Annotated in this window: 18 protein-coding genes; 8 read left to right on the plus strand and 10 right to left on the minus strand. The window is 69.8% G+C overall.

The window, feature by feature from the left end; translation table 11 throughout:
- Window positions 1–187: 187 nt before the first annotated feature.
- The 4 genes from ACFO8M_RS02480 to ACFO8M_RS02495 all read left to right on the plus strand — a co-directional run bounded on the left by ACFO8M_RS02480 (window position 188) and on the right by ACFO8M_RS02495 (window position 3,721).
- Window positions 188–688, plus strand: a complete 501-nt coding sequence (locus ACFO8M_RS02480) for a DUF4352 domain-containing protein (RefSeq protein ID WP_387971171.1) — start codon at window positions 188–190, stop codon at window positions 686–688.
- A 232-nt stretch (window positions 689–920) separates the two neighbouring features.
- On the plus strand, window positions 921–2,168 hold the full coding sequence (locus tag ACFO8M_RS02485; protein ID WP_387970004.1) for an Hsp70 family protein: 1,248 nt from the start codon (window positions 921–923) through the stop codon (window positions 2,166–2,168).
- Window positions 2,169–2,212: 44 nt separating this feature from the next.
- Window positions 2,213–2,794 (plus strand): TetR/AcrR family transcriptional regulator, encoded by a 582-nt coding sequence (locus tag ACFO8M_RS02490; RefSeq protein ID WP_387970006.1) that lies wholly within the window; start codon window positions 2,213–2,215, stop codon window positions 2,792–2,794.
- An 84-nt stretch (window positions 2,795–2,878) separates the two neighbouring features.
- Window positions 2,879–3,721 carry an alpha/beta fold hydrolase gene (locus ACFO8M_RS02495; RefSeq protein ID WP_387970009.1) on the plus strand — a complete coding sequence of 281 codons (843 nt, stop codon included), beginning with the start codon at window positions 2,879–2,881 and terminating at the stop codon, window positions 3,719–3,721.
- 51 nt (window positions 3,722–3,772) lie between these two features.
- Here ACFO8M_RS02495 and ACFO8M_RS02500 read toward each other — a convergent pair whose 3' ends face one another.
- From ACFO8M_RS02500 to ACFO8M_RS02520, 5 genes are read right to left on the minus strand one after another with little or no spacing between them, the layout of a single operon-like run.
- The gene (locus tag ACFO8M_RS02500; protein ID WP_387970011.1) at window positions 3,773–4,975 is read right to left on the minus strand and encodes an FHA domain-containing protein; all 1,203 of its coding nucleotides are present in this window, start codon (window positions 4,973–4,975) and stop codon (window positions 3,773–3,775) included.
- Entirely contained in the window at window positions 4,972–6,039 is a 1,068-nt protein-coding gene (locus tag ACFO8M_RS02505; protein WP_387970013.1) for a PP2C family protein-serine/threonine phosphatase, read from the minus strand. Before ACFO8M_RS02505 ends, ACFO8M_RS02500 begins: the two co-directional genes overlap by 4 nt.
- A gap of 12 nt (window positions 6,040–6,051) precedes the next feature.
- On the minus strand, window positions 6,052–8,469 hold the full coding sequence (locus ACFO8M_RS02510; RefSeq protein WP_387970015.1) for a serine/threonine-protein kinase: 2,418 nt from the start codon (window positions 8,467–8,469) through the stop codon (window positions 6,052–6,054).
- 9 nt (window positions 8,470–8,478) lie between these two features.
- Window positions 8,479–9,435 (minus strand): glutamate ABC transporter substrate-binding protein, encoded by a 957-nt coding sequence (locus ACFO8M_RS02515; protein ID WP_387970018.1) that lies wholly within the window; start codon window positions 9,433–9,435, stop codon window positions 8,479–8,481.
- Window positions 9,432–10,829, minus strand: a complete 1,398-nt coding sequence (locus ACFO8M_RS02520; RefSeq protein ID WP_387970022.1) for a CHASE3 domain-containing protein — start codon at window positions 10,827–10,829, stop codon at window positions 9,432–9,434. The genes ACFO8M_RS02515 and ACFO8M_RS02520 overlap by 4 nt, the downstream gene beginning before the upstream one ends.
- Window positions 10,830–11,002: 173 nt before the next feature.
- On the opposite strand from ACFO8M_RS02520, the gene ACFO8M_RS02525 reads away from it, so the two are divergent.
- Genes ACFO8M_RS02525 through ACFO8M_RS02535 form a run of 3 tightly spaced genes read left to right on the plus strand, consistent with a single transcriptional unit; the run spans window position 11,003 to window position 12,925 of the window.
- Entirely contained in the window at window positions 11,003–11,458 is a 456-nt protein-coding gene (locus tag ACFO8M_RS02525) for a deaminase (protein WP_387970025.1), read from the plus strand.
- Window positions 11,459–11,468: 10 nt separating this feature from the next.
- A complete protein-coding gene (locus ACFO8M_RS02530) occupies window positions 11,469–12,260 on the plus strand; it encodes a sulfurtransferase (RefSeq protein ID WP_387970027.1) in 792 nt (263 codons plus the stop codon).
- Complete coding sequence (locus ACFO8M_RS02535) at window positions 12,260–12,925, plus strand: hypothetical protein (protein ID WP_387970030.1); 666 nt, start codon at window positions 12,260–12,262, stop codon at window positions 12,923–12,925. Before ACFO8M_RS02530 ends, ACFO8M_RS02535 begins: the two co-directional genes overlap by 1 nt.
- Before the next feature lie 280 nt (window positions 12,926–13,205).
- On the opposite strand, the gene ACFO8M_RS02540 is transcribed toward ACFO8M_RS02535, so the two are convergent.
- The 5 genes from ACFO8M_RS02540 to ACFO8M_RS02560 all read right to left on the minus strand — a co-directional run bounded on the left by ACFO8M_RS02540 (window position 13,206) and on the right by ACFO8M_RS02560 (window position 16,592).
- On the minus strand, window positions 13,206–13,892 hold the full coding sequence (locus ACFO8M_RS02540; protein WP_387970033.1) for a metal-dependent transcriptional regulator: 687 nt from the start codon (window positions 13,890–13,892) through the stop codon (window positions 13,206–13,208).
- A gap of 180 nt (window positions 13,893–14,072) precedes the next feature.
- Complete coding sequence (locus ACFO8M_RS02545; protein WP_387970036.1) at window positions 14,073–15,041, minus strand: sigma-70 family RNA polymerase sigma factor; 969 nt, start codon at window positions 15,039–15,041, stop codon at window positions 14,073–14,075.
- A 148-nt stretch (window positions 15,042–15,189) separates the two neighbouring features.
- On the minus strand, window positions 15,190–15,825 hold the full coding sequence (locus ACFO8M_RS02550) for a trimeric intracellular cation channel family protein (RefSeq protein WP_387970039.1): 636 nt from the start codon (window positions 15,823–15,825) through the stop codon (window positions 15,190–15,192).
- 71 nt (window positions 15,826–15,896) lie between these two features.
- On the minus strand, window positions 15,897–16,175 hold the full coding sequence (locus tag ACFO8M_RS02555; protein ID WP_360405411.1) for a DUF3039 domain-containing protein: 279 nt from the start codon (window positions 16,173–16,175) through the stop codon (window positions 15,897–15,899).
- 93 nt (window positions 16,176–16,268) lie between these two features.
- A complete protein-coding gene (locus ACFO8M_RS02560; RefSeq protein ID WP_387970042.1) occupies window positions 16,269–16,592 on the minus strand; it encodes a DUF3099 domain-containing protein in 324 nt (107 codons plus the stop codon).
- A 41-nt stretch (window positions 16,593–16,633) separates the two neighbouring features.
- Here ACFO8M_RS02560 and dtd point away from each other — a divergent pair, with 41 nt between their 5' ends.
- Window positions 16,634–17,056 (plus strand): D-aminoacyl-tRNA deacylase, encoded by a 423-nt coding sequence (gene dtd, locus ACFO8M_RS02565; protein WP_387970045.1) that lies wholly within the window; start codon window positions 16,634–16,636, stop codon window positions 17,054–17,056.
- Window positions 17,057–17,059 lie beyond the last annotated feature (3 nt).

Here is a 17,059-nt window from a genome sequence, read left to right on the forward strand (position 1 = left end):
CTCCAAGGCCATGGGTCTGCTCGCTTTGATCTTCGGCGCGATTGCCCTGCTGCTGGGGCTCATTCCCATCGCGGGGGTATTTATCGCCGGGATCTTTGGCATCGCCGCGATCGTGCTCGGCGTCATCGGCATCTTCAAGTCGCACAAGGTGATGTCGATCATCGGCATTGTCCTGGCAGTGATCGCAATGATCGTCTCGAGCGCCATCTCCGGCACCTTCGTCGACGAAGTCGACGATGCCCTGGAGGACACGACCGACGAGACCGGCCCGGCCGATTCGGGAGATGACTCCGATGCCGGAGTGGGCGAGCCCGTACGCGACGGTAACTTCGAGTTCACGGTCGGGGATGTCGAGCAAGGGGAAACCACCATTGGCGACGACATCCTCAGCGAGGAGGCGCAGGGCGAGTTCGTGATCATCGACTTGACGGTGAAGAACATCGGAGACGAGGCCGGCACGTTCTTCGACAGCGATCAGAAGTTGTTCGACACTGACGGGAATGAATACTCCGCCAGCTCCGAGGCCGGGCTCCTCTTGGAGGGCAACGACGTTTGGCTCACCGAGATCAATCCCGGCAACCAGGTCGAGGGCAAGATCGTCTTCGATATCCCGACCGGGACGACGCCTGCCACGCTGGAACTGCACGACTCTGCCTTCTCCGGAGGGGTCGAAGTCTCGCTGGAATAGTCGCCGACGCGCCGCTGTGCATGAACTGCGGTACGAAGGTGCGCCCGGCGGGCTCCTGCTACGCCTGCGAAGGCTGCGGCGCCACCAGCGGCTGCAGCTGAGGACTGACCGCGAAGCGGGGCCGGAGGGACGCGTCCCTCCGGCCCCGCTCGGTGATTGCGCAGCGTAAGTGCCTCAAAACAGATCAAGACAGGTCGAAGTCGTTCGATGCGACGTGCATAGACTCGGCTCTATGCAGAACGTCCCCCCGGCCGCACTGGTCCGGATCGACCCCGGGGCCGCCGCGGCAAGTCTCAAGACCGCAAGCCCCCTCGAGCCCGACGCCGTCTTCGCGGTCTACCGGCTCGGCCGGTCCTCGTTCCACGCCGCCGCGATCCGCCGCGTCGGCGACGTCCCCGTCGTCGTCGCCGAGCGCACCGAGCCCATCGGCGGCGCCGAGTTCGACGGCCTGCTCTTGGCCTACCTCTCGGGCCGCCACCCTGACGCCGGCGCCCGGCTCTGGTCCCGCATCGAGAACCCCGTCGAGGCCACCGACCGGCAACTGCGCGCCCTGCTGCTCGAGAAGATCACGAGCGCAAGGGAACAGCTGTCCGAGCGCGACTTCACCGTGATCACGGTGCCGACCGCCGACATCAAGATGCCGCTGACGCGCGACGAGCTCGAGTCCCGCATCGAAGAGCTGGTCGAGTCGACCGCCGACGTCCTGGAGGAGACCCTCACCGAGGCGGGCGTCCACCCCGCCGAGCTCGCGGGCCTGCTCCTGGCGGGCGGCGCGGCCCGCACCCCGCTCGTGGCCACGACCCTGCGCCGCAGGTTCGGCATCGAGCCGATCCTCGCCTCGCCGAAGGCCAAGGTCCTCGCGGCCGAGGCCGCGCCCGTGGCGACCCGGGAACTGCCCTTCGTCGACGAAGAGGCACCGCCGCGCCGGCGCGGCCCCGGACGCACCGTGGTCATAGCCGCGGCCCTCCTGGTCGTCGTCGCAGCCGGTGCCGCGTTCGGCTCCGGACTCGGCGACGGCGACACCGATGACAACGACGCCCTCGCCGATGAGAGCGCCCCTGCCGCAACGGCATCGGACTCCGCTTCGGCCGCCTCGACGGAGCCCGGCGGCACGCCGTCCACTGAGGCCAGCGCCAGCCCCTCGGAGTCGCCGACCCCCGAAGAGGGCCAGCAGGGGCCGCAGGACCCGGTCGAGGACGAGACCTCCTCTGCGGATGCGCAGCCCACCACTGAGAGCGCCCCGACCGGGACGGTCCCGAACCTGGTCGGCCTGTCGACCGCCGACGCGCACCAGGCCGTCGAGGAGGCCGGTTTCGCGGGCGTCGAGCAGACGGGGGAGCAGCGCGACCTCTTCGACTGGTCGTACGAGGACTGCGAGATCATCGAGCAGTCGCCCAGGTCGGGGGCGAAGCGGGCGCTGTCCGAGACGGTCCAGGTGACGTTCTCGTACTCGGGCGAACCGAGCGACTGCGACGTGTAGCTCCTGCCCGTAGAGATTCCAGCACGATCGTGCTATTTTAGGTCGTGCGCAAAGGCGAGATGACGCGGCAGGCGATCCTCGATGAAGCGGTCCGGATGGCCCGCTACTCGGGGCTCTCCGGGCTGACCATCGGATCGCTCGCGGCCGCGGCGGACATGTCGAAGTCCGGCCTGTACGCCCACTTCAAGTCCAAGGAAACCCTCCAGCTGGCCTGCATGGAGCGCAACGGCGAGCAGTTCATCGACGAGGTGATCCGGCCCGCGCTGGCGAAGCCGCGCGGGATCACGCGTCTGCAGGCCCTCGTGGAGTACTGGATGCAGTGGTATTCGCATCCGGGCGGCTGCCTGTTCCTGGCCGCCGCCGCCGAGTTCGACGACCTGCCGGGCCCGCTCCACGATTTCATGGCCTCCGAGCAGCGCGACCTGCTCGAGTCGCTCGCCCGGATCGCCGGTACGGCGGTCGAGCAGGGCGAGTTCCCCGAAGACACCGATGTCTTCCAGGTGGCACAGGAAGTGTTCGGCATCCTCTTGTCCTACAACTGGATGAGTCGCATCCTGTCCTATCCCGACGCCGCCGACCGCGCGTGGACGGCGTTCAATCGACTGATCGACAGTCTCCGGTCCTGACCAGGAAGGCCGACACCCATGGCGTCCACAACCCCGACCACTGCGGCGAAAAAGAAAAGCACGACCGTTCGTGCTCCTTGGTATGTGCGCAACGGCTTCGCGGCCGCTGAGCACCTTGCGCCCGCCCGGGCCGCGAAGGTCCTCTGCGACCTGTGGTTCCGGCTCCCCGCCGGCCCTGAGAAGCGCCTGCGGGGCGAGGCCCCCGCCGGCGCCCACGTCTTCGAGCTCGAGTGCCTCGGCACCACGGTGTGGGGTTACGACTGGGGCGAGGGCCCGCTGGTCTACCTCGTGCACGGCTGGGGCGGCTCGACCGGCGACTTCAAGTTCATCGCCGCTAACCTGGTCGCCTCCGGCTACCGCGTCGTCGCCTTCGACGCCCCGAGCCACGGCAACGCCGGGCCCGGGCCGTGGGGCGAGCGGCACGCCAACGGCCTCCACCTCATCGAGTCGATGAACGTGGTCCTGGAGAAGTTCGGCACGCCCTACGCGGTCGTGTCCCACTCGATGGGCTCGCTCAGCTCGGTCCACGGGATGCTCCAGAGCGGCATCGACCCCCAAGGCATCCGGCTCGCGATGCTCGCGCCGTTCATCGGCGGCCAGGAGGGCTTCCGCGACACGATCGGCGCGATCGTCCCGGTCGGCCCGCGCATCTTCGAGCGCCTGGTGCCGCTCGGCGAGGCCAAGTCGGGCGTGAAGCTCGACGACTTCACCTTGCGCGGCATCGAACTCGAGGGCCCGGTGCTCATCGTCCACGACCGGGGCGACCGGCCCAACCCGTTCCGCCACGGCAAGGCCCTCGCCGACGCCTGGCCGAACGCCGAGCTCATGGCGACCACGGGTCTGGGCCACCGCAAGGTCCTGCTCAACCCGGCCGTCAGCGCCAAGGTCAGGGACTTCTTGAAGGGGCACAGTCTGAAGGGCGAGTAAGCGAAACGAATGAGGGCCCGGTCCACTGGACCGGGCCCTCATTCGTACGTCTTAACCCTCGTAGTGCACCGTCAGGCGCGTCCACGCCCCGATGTTGATGTAGGTGCCGTCGCCCACCGGGAACTCCACGTTCGGCGCCAGCGGCTCGTCGGAGCCGTTGAGGAACGTGCCGTTCGAGGAGCCGACGTCCATGATCGTCCACGAGCCGTCGGGCTTGGAGAACAGCTTCGCGTGCTGCGCGCTCACGCCGGGGTCGGCCACATCGCCGGACAGGTCGATGTCCGGGGTGATGCCGCGCTTGGCGCTGTAGCGGCCGATCGACAGGTCGCCCTTGTCGAGCGGGAAGCGGCGCGGCTTCGCGAACGACGGGTACTGCAGCTGCGAGGCCCCGTCAGAGGCCGCGACCTTGTTGAAGTAGCCCTGGTCCGCCGTGACCGCGACACCCCAGCGGGAGGCCTGGCCGGGCGGGGCGTAGTTCGAGGCGAGGTCGCTCGGCTGCGCGTCCGGCATCGAGAACCCGCCGGTGCCCGTCGCGGGCGGTGCGGAGGTCGGGGCGCCGAACGGCGCGGACGGGACGCCCGGAGGCGGCCCGGGCGGGGCCGAGGTCGGCGCGCCGTAGGCCTGCTGCGCATACGGGTCCTGGCCGTAACCCTGCTGGGGCTGCTGGCCGTACGGGTCCTGCTGCTGCGGTTGACCGTAGGGGTCCTGCTGCCCGTAGCCCGGCTGCTGCCCGTAAGGGTCCTGCTGCTGCGGCTGGCCGTACGGGTCCTGCTGCCCGTAACCGGGCTGCTGCTGCGAGTAGGGGTCCTGGGGCTGCGACGGCTGCCCGTAAGGGTCCTGCTGGCCGTAGCCGGGCTGCTGCTGTTGCTGCCCATACGGATCCTGCTGCCCGTAGCCCTGCTGAGGCTGCGCGTAGGGATCCTGCGGCTGCGACGGCTGCCCGTAGGGGTCCTGCTGCCCATAGCCCTGCTGGGGCTGCTGGCCGTACGGGTCCTGCTGCTGCGGCTGGCCGTACGGGTCCTGCTGGCCGTAGCCCGGCTGCTGCCCGTACGGGTCTTGCTGCTGCTGCTGCCCGTAAGGGTCGTTCGGCGCGTAGCCCTGGCCGAAGGCCGGTGACTGCGGGGGCTGGCCTTGCTGCCACGCCGGGTTGGGCGTCCCGCACTGCTCGCAGAACTGGGCTTGCGGGAAAGCCCCGCAGGCGCACTGGTACCCGCCCGGCTGTGGGGCACCGCCGTAGGTCGGCTGGTAGGTCAAGGTCGTCCCCCTCCAAGCATTTGGGTGTACTCGGCCTCGCTGACGACACCGAGCAGCGGGGCGGACTTCTCACCCTGCTCCGGAGGGTCCTGGCCGACATGCTCCTGCGCATGCCCTTCGGCCTGGACCGAACCGGGGGATTCGAGTTCCACCACCGCGACACTGATGTTGTCATGCCCGCCGTTGGCGAGCGCTTGTCGTGTCAACGCTACCGCCTTGTCGCCAACGCTGCCGTCCGGCAGTGGCAGAAGGTCGTGATCGTCATTGAAATAGCGCGACAGACCATCGCTGCACACTACGACATGTCCCCCTCCCAGATCCACACGGAGGAGGTTCGGGTTCAGGGCCGGAGCATCCGCCCCGAGCCACGCGAGCAGGGCTTTGGCGTACGGATTCTTGTACCGCTCGTCCTCGGGGTCGACCCCTTGGTACTCGAGCCGGGCCTGGATCGTGTCGTCCACCGTGAGGCATCTCGCCTCTTTCTCGCCGGCCCAGTACGCGCGGGAGTCGCCCACCCAGCACAGGATCGCCTGGTTCCCCTCGACCACCGCCGAGACGTACGTCGAAGACGGCGGCGAGTTCGGGTACTGCTTGCCCACCGCGGCCACCGCCGAGTGGGCCGCGCCCACGCCGCGCCGCGAGGCGTCCTCCGCGGACAGGCCCTCGCCGAGCGCCGACCGGATCTCCGTCACAGCGGCTTCCACCCCTGCGAGTGACGCGCGCTCAGAGTCCGAGGCCCCCGAGACCCCGTCGCAGACGACGACGATCTTTCGCCCGTCCTCGGCGACCGCGATCGCGATCGAGTCCTGGTTGTAGTGGTGCCGCTTGCCCACGTCGGTCGCGGCGCCGATGCCCGGCAGCCCGAACGACAGGTGGTCGTCGGAGCCGCCCGGGTGGTCCGGGTTCTCCTCCACGGCAGCCGAGGACAGCCACGCGGCCTCCTCGGCCGGGACCGCGAACTCCTCCAGGTCGCCGCCGCAATCCTCGCAGTAGCGGCCGAGGTCGGCGGGGAGACCGCAAGCGGTGCAACGCTTCGCGGCGCCCAAAGTGGGTGAGGGCTGCATAGGGCTCCTTCGCTACAGCATCGTGCGGGGGCGGTGGCGGTTGGCCAGGTCGAAGTAGTACACCTGGTCCTCCCGGCGGGTGCAGGCGTGGGCGAGGTCCCGGTAGGACCGCTCCAGCGCCAGGCGCAGCTCCCGCTCCTCCGGCTGTGCCCCGAACACGCGCGGCTCGTGCGCCGGCCCGGTGCGCAGCACCGTGTCCAGCGCCAGGTGGAGGATGCGGGTCGACACCAGGTGCCGGCGCCGCGGTTCGAGTTTGAGCTCGTCGAGCCGCCCGGCCATGTGGTGCAGGTCGAGCAGCGACGGCGGCGAGGTCCGCGAGTGCAGCGCGGTCTGGATGGCCGCGGTCTGCGCGATCCCGTACTGCGCCGAGGTCTTCGGGACCTGGTGCAGCGCCGTGATCGCCTCGGTCGAATGGCCTTCGAGGTCCAGCAGTCGCGCCCGACCGTATGCGGCCGAGACGAACCGGTGGTCGCAGGTCCAGATCCGCGTGTAGTGCGGCAGCGCCAGATCCCGGCGGCCCGCCATCTCCGCGCACGCCGCCAGCGCCAGGCGGGGCGCCAGCTCTCCGGGGAGGTGCGAGTAGACGGCGTCGAAATGCGCTGCGGCCGTGTGGAAGTCGGCCGCGAGCAGCGAGATCGTGCCGCGCAGCCACGTGACCTGCCAGGTGTTGCCCTCGCGCTGCGCGAACTGGTCGAGCGCGGACGCGGCCTGGTTGAGGTCCCCGGCGTTGACGAGGGTCCGCACGCGGCGCAGCTGCACCTCGGGGCTCTGCACGGGCGCGGAGTTCAGCTCGGCGAGGATCCCGCCGGCGTCGGTGGCCTGCAGCGTCGCCATGAACGCCGCCATCGGGTCGGCGAGGTCCACCATCGGCGTGGGCAGCGCGTGCGCCACGTCGAACGGGTCGCCGACGGCGTGCACGTCGTAGTCGAGGTCGGGTTCGCCGAAGACGGCCTGCTCGCCGCTGAACAGCGTCGAGGGTTCGAACCTGGGTTCGCCCTTCTGGACCGACTGCACCTCGTGCAGCACGCCGCGCACCTGGGTGCGCAGCTCGTCCGCGTCCTGGAAGCGCGAGCGCGGGTCGGCGTGCGTGGTGCGCATCAGCAGCCGGTGGAAGGACCCGAACTCGTTGAACACGGGCACTTCGGAGGCCGGCGGCAGCTTGTCGCGGTACGTGCTGGTGAAACCCTTGAAGTCCAACGCGAGCACGGCCATCGAGCGGCCGATCGTGTACAGGTCGGAGGTCACCGAGGGGCCGACGGACAGGATCTCGTCGTTCGGCACCGAGTAGCCGGGGGTGCCGTAGATCGCCGACTCCATGTCGTCGACGTGGCGCACCGCGCCGAGGTCGATGAGCTTGAGCCAGGTCTCGACGTGGATCATGTTGTCGGGCTTGAAGTCGCAGAACAGCAGGCCCCGGTCGTGCAGGTAGCTGAACGCGGGCAGCAGCTCGGCGGTGTAGGTGAGCACCTGCTCCAGCGGGAGCGGTTTGCGCTCGCCGTTCTCGTCGACCGCGTCCCTGATGTCGCGCAACGACTTCCCGGCCAGGTACTCCATGACGATGTACGACTGGAGCTGGCCCGAGCGCGGGTCGGCGGCGGTGACGAAGTCGTGGATGTCGACCACGTTGGGGTGGTCGATGCCGACGAGGAAGCGCCGCTCGTTGATCGCGGCCTCGATCGCGTCCTCGTCTGAGGTGTTGATGAGGCCCTTGATGACGACCCACCGCTGGGTGAGGTCGTCGGCGAAGTTCCGGTCGTTGGCGAGGTAGATCCATCCGAGACCGCCGTGGGCGATCGCGCCGAGCACCTCGTAGCGCTCCGAGAGCACGTCGCCGGGGCTGAGCGCGGGCGTGAACCAGTAGCGGGTGCGGCAGTGGGCGCAGTAGCCCTCCACGCGCCCGCCGCGCCCGGACTGGGGCCGGCCGACGGGCTTGCCGCACGCGGAGCAGAACCGCTTGTGCTCGGGCACTTGCGGGTTCGCCATGACCGCTTCGGCGGGGTCCCTGGGGGGCACCGGCGGCATGTCGGAGAGCCCGCCGCGCTGGCGGGTGCTCGAGGTGACCGATCGCGTGACGGGGCCCGTGATCGGCTGCGGCAGGAGCGCCGCGGGGGCCCGGTGCGGAGCGGGCGGCGGCGAGTGCATCGCGCCTGCGGGCACCATGCCCTGCGTGCCGGGCTGCGGCATCGGCGGTGAGGCCGGCGGCGCCGAGACGGGCGGTGCCGAGACGGGCGGCGGCGCGTACGCGGGCGGCACCGAGTTGGTGCCGTGCGGGCCGGGCGGCGCGGGCGCGAAGCCCGGCTGCGGCGGGACCGCTGGGGGCGTGTTGAGGCGCTTGCGGATGCTGACGGTGTCGGTCGCTTCGCCTTCGGGCTGGTAGGCGCCCGGGAGGTACCGCTGGGTGTGCTCGGGCGGCGGCTGCTGGTCGCTCATGTCGCTCCCTTAATCCCGGTACTGGGGGCTCGGCGGGGCGCCGGCGACGCCCAGCGGTCCTTTGAGCCACTTGTCGTAGGAGGTCTGCCAGGTGCCGTCCGCGATGAGGGCCGCGAGGGCGGAGTTGACGTAGCGGGCGAGGTCGGTGTTGCCCTTCTGGAACGCGATCCCGTAGGGCTCCTGGGAGAACGCGTCGCCGACGACTTCGAGGGTCGGGTCCTGGGCGGCCATGCCGGCGAGGATCGTGTCGTCGGTGGTGATGGCGTCGACGGTGCCCTGCTGGAGCAGGATCATGCAGTCGTTGAAGTCGGGCACGGTGACCGGCTGGGCCGCGGACTGCTCGGCGATGGTCCGCACGGAGGTGGACCCTTCACCGGTGCACACCAGGTGGTCTTCGGCGAGGTCCGCGAGGCTCTTGATGCCCGAGGTCTTCGGCACGAGGAGGCGCTGGCCGGCGTGGTAGTACTCGGCGGAGAACTCGACGTCGGCCCAGCGCTTGCAGTTCATGGTCATGGTGCGCACGACCATGTCGACCCGGTCCTCGTTGACGGCGCCTTCGCGCTGCTTGGAGGTCATGGGGACCCAGCGGATGTTCGCGTCGGGGCCGAGGATCGACTCGGCGATGGCGGTCGCGATGTCGATGTCGAAGCCGGTCGGCGTGTTCGTCGCGGGGTCGATGTAGCCCATGAGGTTCGTGGACTGGCTGATGCCGATGCTGATCTGCTCTTGGTCGTCGAGGCCCGCGCGGGCCTTCTCGACGGTGGCGGAGCCGGGGTTGTAGGACGCGAGCGGCTGGCAGCTCTCGTCGACCGGGGCGGTGTCGATTTCAGGCTCGAAGTTGATCCCGGCGGGCAGCGGCGTGGGGACGTCGACCTGCGGGGGCTCCATGCCGGCCGGCTGCGAGCAGGCCGCGAGGACGAGGCAGGCGGCGGCCGCGGCCGCGAGTCGGATCTGGTGTCGAATCATGCGTAGTACTCCGCCACTCGCAGCTGGATGCCGACCGCGGCGCTGATGAGCGCGCCGAGCGCCAGGGCCGCGAGCCCGACCGCGGCGCCCGAGAGGGACCGCTGGGCGTCGTGGGTGGCCTCGATGAATCGGTCGGCGCTGACTTCGGTCGCTTCGGTCAGGGCGTCGTTGAGGGTCGTGAAGGACGCCCACAGGCCGGTCTCGTCCTCGCCTTCGCCTTCGCCGACGACGAGCGCGACGGCTTCGCCGTAGCGGCCTTCCTGGGCGAGTTTGACGACCTCGTCGTGTCCGGCGCGCCAGGTCTCGGCGGCCTCGCGGGCGGTGTCGATGTTCTTCGACAGCTCAGGGTCGGAGGCGAAGGCCTCGTCGAGCTGGTCGAGCAGCTCGCCGGGGTCGGCCAGCGCCTTGAAGTGCTCTTCGAAGCGCGCCGCGGCGTCGGGGTCCTCGCCGCGGGCGATGAGCACGAGGGATTCCTCGGCGCGGGCCTGCTGGGCGGTGATCTCGGCGTCCGCGAGCAGTTCGAGCGGCCCCGCACCGTCCTCATGGGACCGGTTGGTGTGGTTGGCGGACGCCAGGGAGGCCATGCTGAGCCATCCGGCGAAGACGACCAGCAGCACGGTGCTGCCGACGAGTCCGAGGTTGAACACGCGGTTGGTCTTGCGCGACAGCCACATCTGGGCCCACACGAGGGTGCCGAGCGCGGCGATCGTCAGCGCTGCGGCCGCCCACGGGAACGCCGCGGCGTCCGCGCGCGACTCGCTCAGCTGCCCGAGGGAGTTCTCCTGCAGGTCGTGCGCGGACGGCAGCATTTCCTCGCGCATGAGGGTGGAGGCCTGCTCCTGGTAGGTCGCGCCGACGGGCTCGCCGAGGCGGTTGAAGGTGCGGGCGGTCTCGACCAGCCCGGTGTAGACCGGCAGCCGCGCGTTGAGCTCGGCGACGAGCTCGACGTCGGCGGGGGTCTTCACTTCACCTGCGGCGGTCGCGAGCGCCACGGTGGCGTCGCGCATGGCCTCGCGGTAGGTGTCGTTCATCTCGTCCGAAGGCGTACCGGCCGTCAGATACGAGGACGCGGCGGTCGCATCGGCCTGCGAAAGCGCTTGGTACAGCTGGAGAGCCGCTACCGAGAGTCGTCCTGACTGGCTGGTGGTCTCCTCGATGACGGCGGACCTGGCGAGGATCGCGGTCATGCCGGTGATCCCGGCGCCGAGGATGAGGGCGGCGACCACGGCGAGCACGCCGCGGAGCTGCCCGGGCGTGAACCGCAGCGCGGCCAGCATGCGGTCGAACCGTCGCTGCCCGGGCGCGGCGCCGGCGGGCGGTGCCGTTTCGCGGATCGCGGGCGCCGCCGGTGGGGCGGGCGCCTGCGTCTGAGCGGGAGGGGACTGGACGGACAACTACTGCACCTCACTTGATCGGCGACCCGCGGGCCTTCTGACTCGTTCGCCGCGCGCACGTCTGACGTGGCTGGAGTGTCGGGGGACTCCCACATGGTATCGGCCCGCGGCAACGGGCGGTGACTACCGCCTCGTGGCGGTTCGGCACGCGTCCGCGAAGGTACGGTGGGACCGTGCCGAACGCCGAAGATTACTCCACAGAGGATGACGCGCGCTGGATGGCGCGCGCCGTCGAACTGGCCGAACGCTGCCCGCCGTCCGCCACCGCCTTCAGCGTCGGGGCCGTCCTCGTCGTCGACGGCCGCGCGGTCGGCGAAGGCTGGTCGCGCGCCGAGGACCCGAACGACCACGCCGAGGAGGTGGCCCTGCGCCAGGCGGGCCCGGCGGCGCGCGGCGCGACCGCCTACACCTCGATGGAGCCGTGCGGGCACCGCGCCTCACGCCCCGACCCGTGCGCGCGCCTGCTCATCGCCGCCGGGATCAGTCGGGTCGTCTACGCGCTCGGGGAGCCGCGCAACTTCGTCGACGCGCCCGGCGGTGACGCGATTCTGCGCGAGAACGGCGTGGTTGTGGCCGTGATGCCCGAATTCGCGGCGGCGGCCGAGCGGCCCAATGCACATCTCCGTTAATCTGAGACCCATGAGGCCAATGATCGATGCCGACGAGGCCAGCGACCTGCGTGACGCGGTCCGCCTCGACGTCCGATGGACCTTGGGCGGGCCGTCCAGGGAAGCCGACTACGCGGCCGGGCATCTGCCCGGCGCGGTCCGGCTCGATTTCGACCGGGACGTGTGCGGCCCGGTCGGCGCCGTGGGCGGCCGGCATCCGCTGCCCGAACCCGAAGCGCTGCAAGCGGTCCTGCGGGCCGCCGGGATCGACGACGGCACCCCGGTGCTCGTCTACGACGACGGCGAAGGCATGGCCGCCGCCCGCACGTGGTGGACGCTCCGTTGGGCTGGACTCGAGCACGTCCAGGTCCTCCAGGGCGGCATCAAGGCCTGGACCGGCGCCGGCTTCCCGCTCGAGACGCAGACGCCTGAGCCCAAGCCGGGCAACGTGACCGTCAGCCCTGGCCACCTCCCGGTGCTCGACGCCGAGTCGGCCGCCGACTGGGCCCGCGACCGCGAACTGGTCGACGTGCGCGCCCCCGAGCGCTACCGGGGCGAGATGGAACCGGTCGACCCCGTCGCCGGCCACGTCCCCGGGGCTATCAACCTCTTCCTCGGCGACGACGACCTCTCGGACCCCGACCGGCTGCGCGAACGCTATGCGCCGCATCCGGAAGCGGCCTACTACTGCGGCTCCGGCGTCGGCGCGGCGCGCACCGCGCTCGCCGTGACCGCGGCCGGACTGCCGACACCGCCGGTGTACATCGGCTCATGGAGCGACTGGGTCTCAAGGGGCCGCGACGTCGCCACAGGGGAGAAATGATGAAGCGCGCACTGATCGCAGTCCCGGCCGCATTCCTGCTGGCCCTGGCCGCGTGCAGCGACGAAGGCACGCCCCAGGTCGAGGACCCGGTGGACACCGCCGTGAACGAGTCGAGCTCGGAAGGCGAGCCGACCGCGCCGGTCGAACTCGACCTGGCCGACGCCGGGGGCGCCTGCCCGTTCATCGATTCGGAGACGCTGAACTCCGTGACGGGGGAGGACTTCCGGTTCGCCTCCGGCGGTCCCGGCGAAGCCGCCGAGGAAGAGGACGCCCCGGCGCAGCTCACCTGCGCGGTGCAGACCGGCGAGGCCGCCTACCCGGACCTGACGCTGTTCGTCATCGGCACCGAGGCGACCGCCGAGGTCTACGAAGAGGAGCTCGCCGACGGCACCGAGGCCATCGACGGCCTCGGCGAGGCCGCGTACTGGATCGTCCACACCGAGGACACCGGCGCGGGCCCGGCCATGGAGATGGGCTGGTACGAGGGCGGCACGATCTTCGAGATGCGTTACACCACACCGCTGGACACCGACCCGGCCACCGTGAACGGCCTCGTCGCGGGCTTCACCGAACTCGCGAAGGGCATCGCCTCGGCCCACTCTGCCAATTTACGGCTCGCAAGCTTCGCCAAGATTGAGACAGCGGGCTGGGCCGAAAACGAATGAAGGCCGCCGGGCGAATGCCCGGCGGCCTCTTGCTTACCGCTTAGTGAGCGCCCTCCCCGCCGGGGGTGCGGGAAGGGCGCTCAGGTGCGGAGTGCAGTTTTCGGGCGCGAACGTCCCCAATGTTCAGCCCCGAAACGGGACAATTGGAAACGTTTGCAGCGCTTTGGACAGCCTACTCTCCGGTAAGGCCTCGGTCAAGACTCGAACGCATGCACTTCCAAGGCGCGCATGCCGTTGCGGCTCAGCGCGGTTGGAAGTACGGTGCGGTCGAAGACCCGGCCTACTGGACGGGAGTGGCGAAGATCTTCGCGGCGTCGTCGGTCGAGAGCCGGATCGTCGCCGCGCCCGAGGTCACCGCGACCTCGCCGTCGAGGCGGTCGATCGCGACCTCGGCGCCCGGGTCCACCCCGGCCTCGTGCAGCGAGGCCAGCAGCTCCGGGTGGGTCTGGGCCGATTCGCACAGGCGCGTCACGCGCACCTTCGAACCGGGGGAGACCACGCTCAACGGCCGCTCGTCGACCTCGTGGCCCGCGGGCACCGCCGAGGCGTCGAGCTCCTTGAGCCCGGGGATCGTGTTGCCGTACGGCGAATGCGTGGGGTGCTCCAAGAGCTCGTACACGCGCTTCTCCACCGAGTCGCTCATGACGTGCTCCCACTTGCAGGCCTCATCATGGGCCTCCACGTAGGACATGCCGATGACGTCGACCAGGAGCCGCTCCGCGAGCCGGTGCTTGCGCATCACCGCGACCGCTTGACTGCGGCCTTCTTCGGTGAGCTCCAGGTGCCGGTCGCTCTTGACGTTGAGCAGGCCGTGGCGCTGCATCCGGCCCACGGTCTGCGAGACCGTCGGGCCGCTCTGCTCGAGCCGTTCGGCGATCCGGGCGCGAAGCGCCGGAACGCCCTCCTCCTCGAGTTCGAGGATCGTGCGCAGGTACATCTCGGTGGTGTCGACGAGGTCCGTGGTCACAGCTTCGTTCCTTCACTTAGTCCGCCCGCAGGGCACCGAGCGGGGTGGGTCGAGTAGCCGCCAGACCCCCTGTCAGCACCAATGGTATACGGCGTGAAGGCCGCTCCTGCCATCAGCCATCCGGACGTACAGGGCGCTCACGCCCCATAGCGACGCCGTGAACCGGACCGTCAGGCTCGATCACGCCACATACTCGGCCAGGCGCCCGGCGTAGTCGGGCTGGCGCAGGCGGTGCAGCGCGTTCTTCTCGATCTGCCGGACCCGCTCGCGGGACAGGCCGAAGTCGGCCGAGACCTCTTCGAGGGTGCGCTGGCGCCCGTCGTCAATCCCGAAACGCAGCCGCAGCACGGTTTGTTCCCGCTCCGGCAGCGAAGCCAGCACGCTCGCGATGTGGCGGCGCAGCAGCGCGTACGACACGGCGTCGTCGCTGCCGTGCTCGCGCGGCAGGTGCGCGACCAGATCGCCCAGCGCGGTCGAGTCGTCCTCGCCCACGGTCTGGTCCAGGCTCACCGGCTCGCGGTCGTAGGACATGAGCTCCAGGACCTTGCCCGGAGTCACGTCGAGCTCCTCGGCGATCTCCTCGTAGCGCGGCTCGCGGCCCAGTTCGGCCATGAGGTCCTGGCGCACGCGGTTCATCCGCTTGATCTGGTCCACGGTGTGCGCGGGCACCCGGATCGTGCGCGACTGGTCGGTCACGGCCCGGTTGATGGCCTGGCGGATCCACCAGGTGGCGTACGTGGAGAACTTGTAGCCCTTCTGGTAGTCGAACTTCTCGACCGCCCGGATCAGGCCCAGGTTGCCCTCCTGGATGAGGTCCAGCAGGCTCATGCCGGCGCCGGAGTAGCGCTTGGCGACGGAGACGACCAGGCGCAGGTTCGATTCGAGCATGCGCTGCTTGGCCGCGCGGCCCTCGGCCGCGATGCGGGCCAGGTCGCTGCGGAAGTCAGGATCGGTGATCTCGCAGATGCGGCACTCGGCCATGAGGCCGGCCTCGATGGCCTTGGCGCACTCGACCTCCTCGGAGGCGGTGAGCAGCCGGTGCTTGCCGATGCCGTTCAGATAGGCGCGAACGGGGTCGCCGGAGTATTCGGCCGCGCGCTGCGCCGGGCGCCTCGCCGGACGCTGGCGGATGCTGTCGACAGGTGCCATCGAATTCGCCTTTCGCTGCAGACCCTCGGCGCGTGGGTTGATCCGCGCCATACCCGGTGGGCACCGGGCTTCGGGTTACCAGCTTGCAGCGGAATTCAAGGATTCTGATCCCCCAGATCGAAGGGTGGCACGAACCGGGGAGACACGATCAGAATTTCGGTTTCGGTGCTTCCCACCGATACCTGATGGCCACCAGCCGTACAACGAAGATCGTCGCGATGGCGATCAGCGAGAGCGTCCAGTGGCCGATCACGGACTCCCACCGGGCCCCGATCCCCACGATCACCGCGCCGATCAGCGCCGCCATCGCGTAGAAGTCCTCGCGGAGCACCGCCGGGATCTCCTGGACCAGGACGTCCCGCAGGATGCCCCCGCCGATTCCGGAGAGTACTCCCACGATGCAAGCCGCGTAGACCGCGAAACCGAAATCCAGGCCCTTCACGGTTCCGACCACGGTGAACAGGGCCAGCCCGGCCGCGTCGAGCACGAGCATCATCGGGCGCATCCGCGAGAGCGCCGGGTGGAACCGGAAGACGAACAGGGAGGCGACGAGCGCCACGAGCGGGTAGCGCCAGTCGGTGAGCACCAGTGGCTTGGCGTCGATGAGCAGGTCGCGGATGGCGCCGCCGCCGAGGGCGCAGATGACGCCGATGACGACCACGCCGAACAGGTCGAGCCGCTTGCCCACCGCGGCGCTGGCCCCGGAGGCGGCGAAGACCGCGGTGCCGACCAGTTCGGCGACCAGGCTCAGCACGCTCGGGTCGATATCGAGAGAAGGCTCCACCCGTGCGTTATAGCAGGTAGAGCCCCATCACAGTAGTGGTCCGCGGAAAGGTGAGAGCCGCGCTGCAGGCGTCAGCCCTTCATCTTCGCGTAGATGTCCTTGCAGTTCTGGCACACCGGGAAGCGGTCGGGGTCCCGCGTGGGCACCCACATCTTCCCGCACAGCGCCTTCACCGGGATGCCGTCGACCATCGCGGCCATGAGCTTGTCCTTCGGCACGTAGTGCGAGAAGCGCTCGTCGTCGCCGTCCTCGAACACGTAGTTCGGGTTGGTCTTCGTCTGCTCTTCGAGCAGGGTGGAACCGGAACCGCCGACTCCGTCGGAGCCACCAGTGGTGGGAAGTTCGCTCACGTCAACTCACTCCTCATTCGCGCGCAAGATCCCGTCAATCTTGCCACGGTCCTCTACAAATCTACGACTCGCAAGCATCGTCGAGGGGGCTGCTTATTCCGAATCGATCATGCGGCGCTCGGGCGCTTCGAGGGTCTGCGCCCGCCGCTGGTGCTTGATGAACCTGCCGGGCTTGCGCGCCAGGGCGTCGTTCGCCAAGATGACCGCCAGCCACGGCAGCACGGCCATGCCGACCACGCCGAGTGCCAGCCACAGCCACAGCATCGGCGCTTCCGCCATCACCAGGATGCCGATCACGATCACGAGCACGCCGCGGATCGACATCATCACGACGTACCGGATCGTCCGGTACCGCCGCTCCTCATCGAGGGACATCGCCGCATCCGTGATGCTGGTCGCCTTCTCACGCCTTGCCACCCTTCGAGCCTACGCCTGGCGGGTGCGGCAGGATCGGTGGCATGAAAGCAGTCGTGCAGACCGTCAGCGAAGCCGAAGTCACCGTCGAAGGGGCGACCGTGGGCGCGATCGGCGAGGGCCTCCTGGTCCTTCTCGGTGTCACCCACACGGATGGACCTGCGGAGGTCCGCTGGATCGCCGAGAAGATCTGGTCCCTGAGGATCATGCGGGACGAACTCTCGGCGTCCGATCTGGACGCACCGATCCTCCTGGTCAGCCAGTTCACCCTCTACGCCGACACGCGCAAGGGCCGGCGCCCGTCCTGGAACGCCGCCGCGCCCGGTCCGGTGGCCGAGCCGCTGGTCGAAGCCGTCGCCTCCGACCTGCGCGACCTCGGCGCCCGCGTCGAGACGGGAAAGTTCGGCGCCATGATGCAAGTCCGCAGTGTCAACGTCGGCCCCAACACGATCCTCCTGGAGCGATGAACG

Source organism: Glycomyces rhizosphaerae, assembly GCF_042647865.1.
Lineage (GTDB): Bacteria > Actinomycetota > Actinomycetes > Mycobacteriales > Micromonosporaceae > Glycomyces > Glycomyces rhizosphaerae.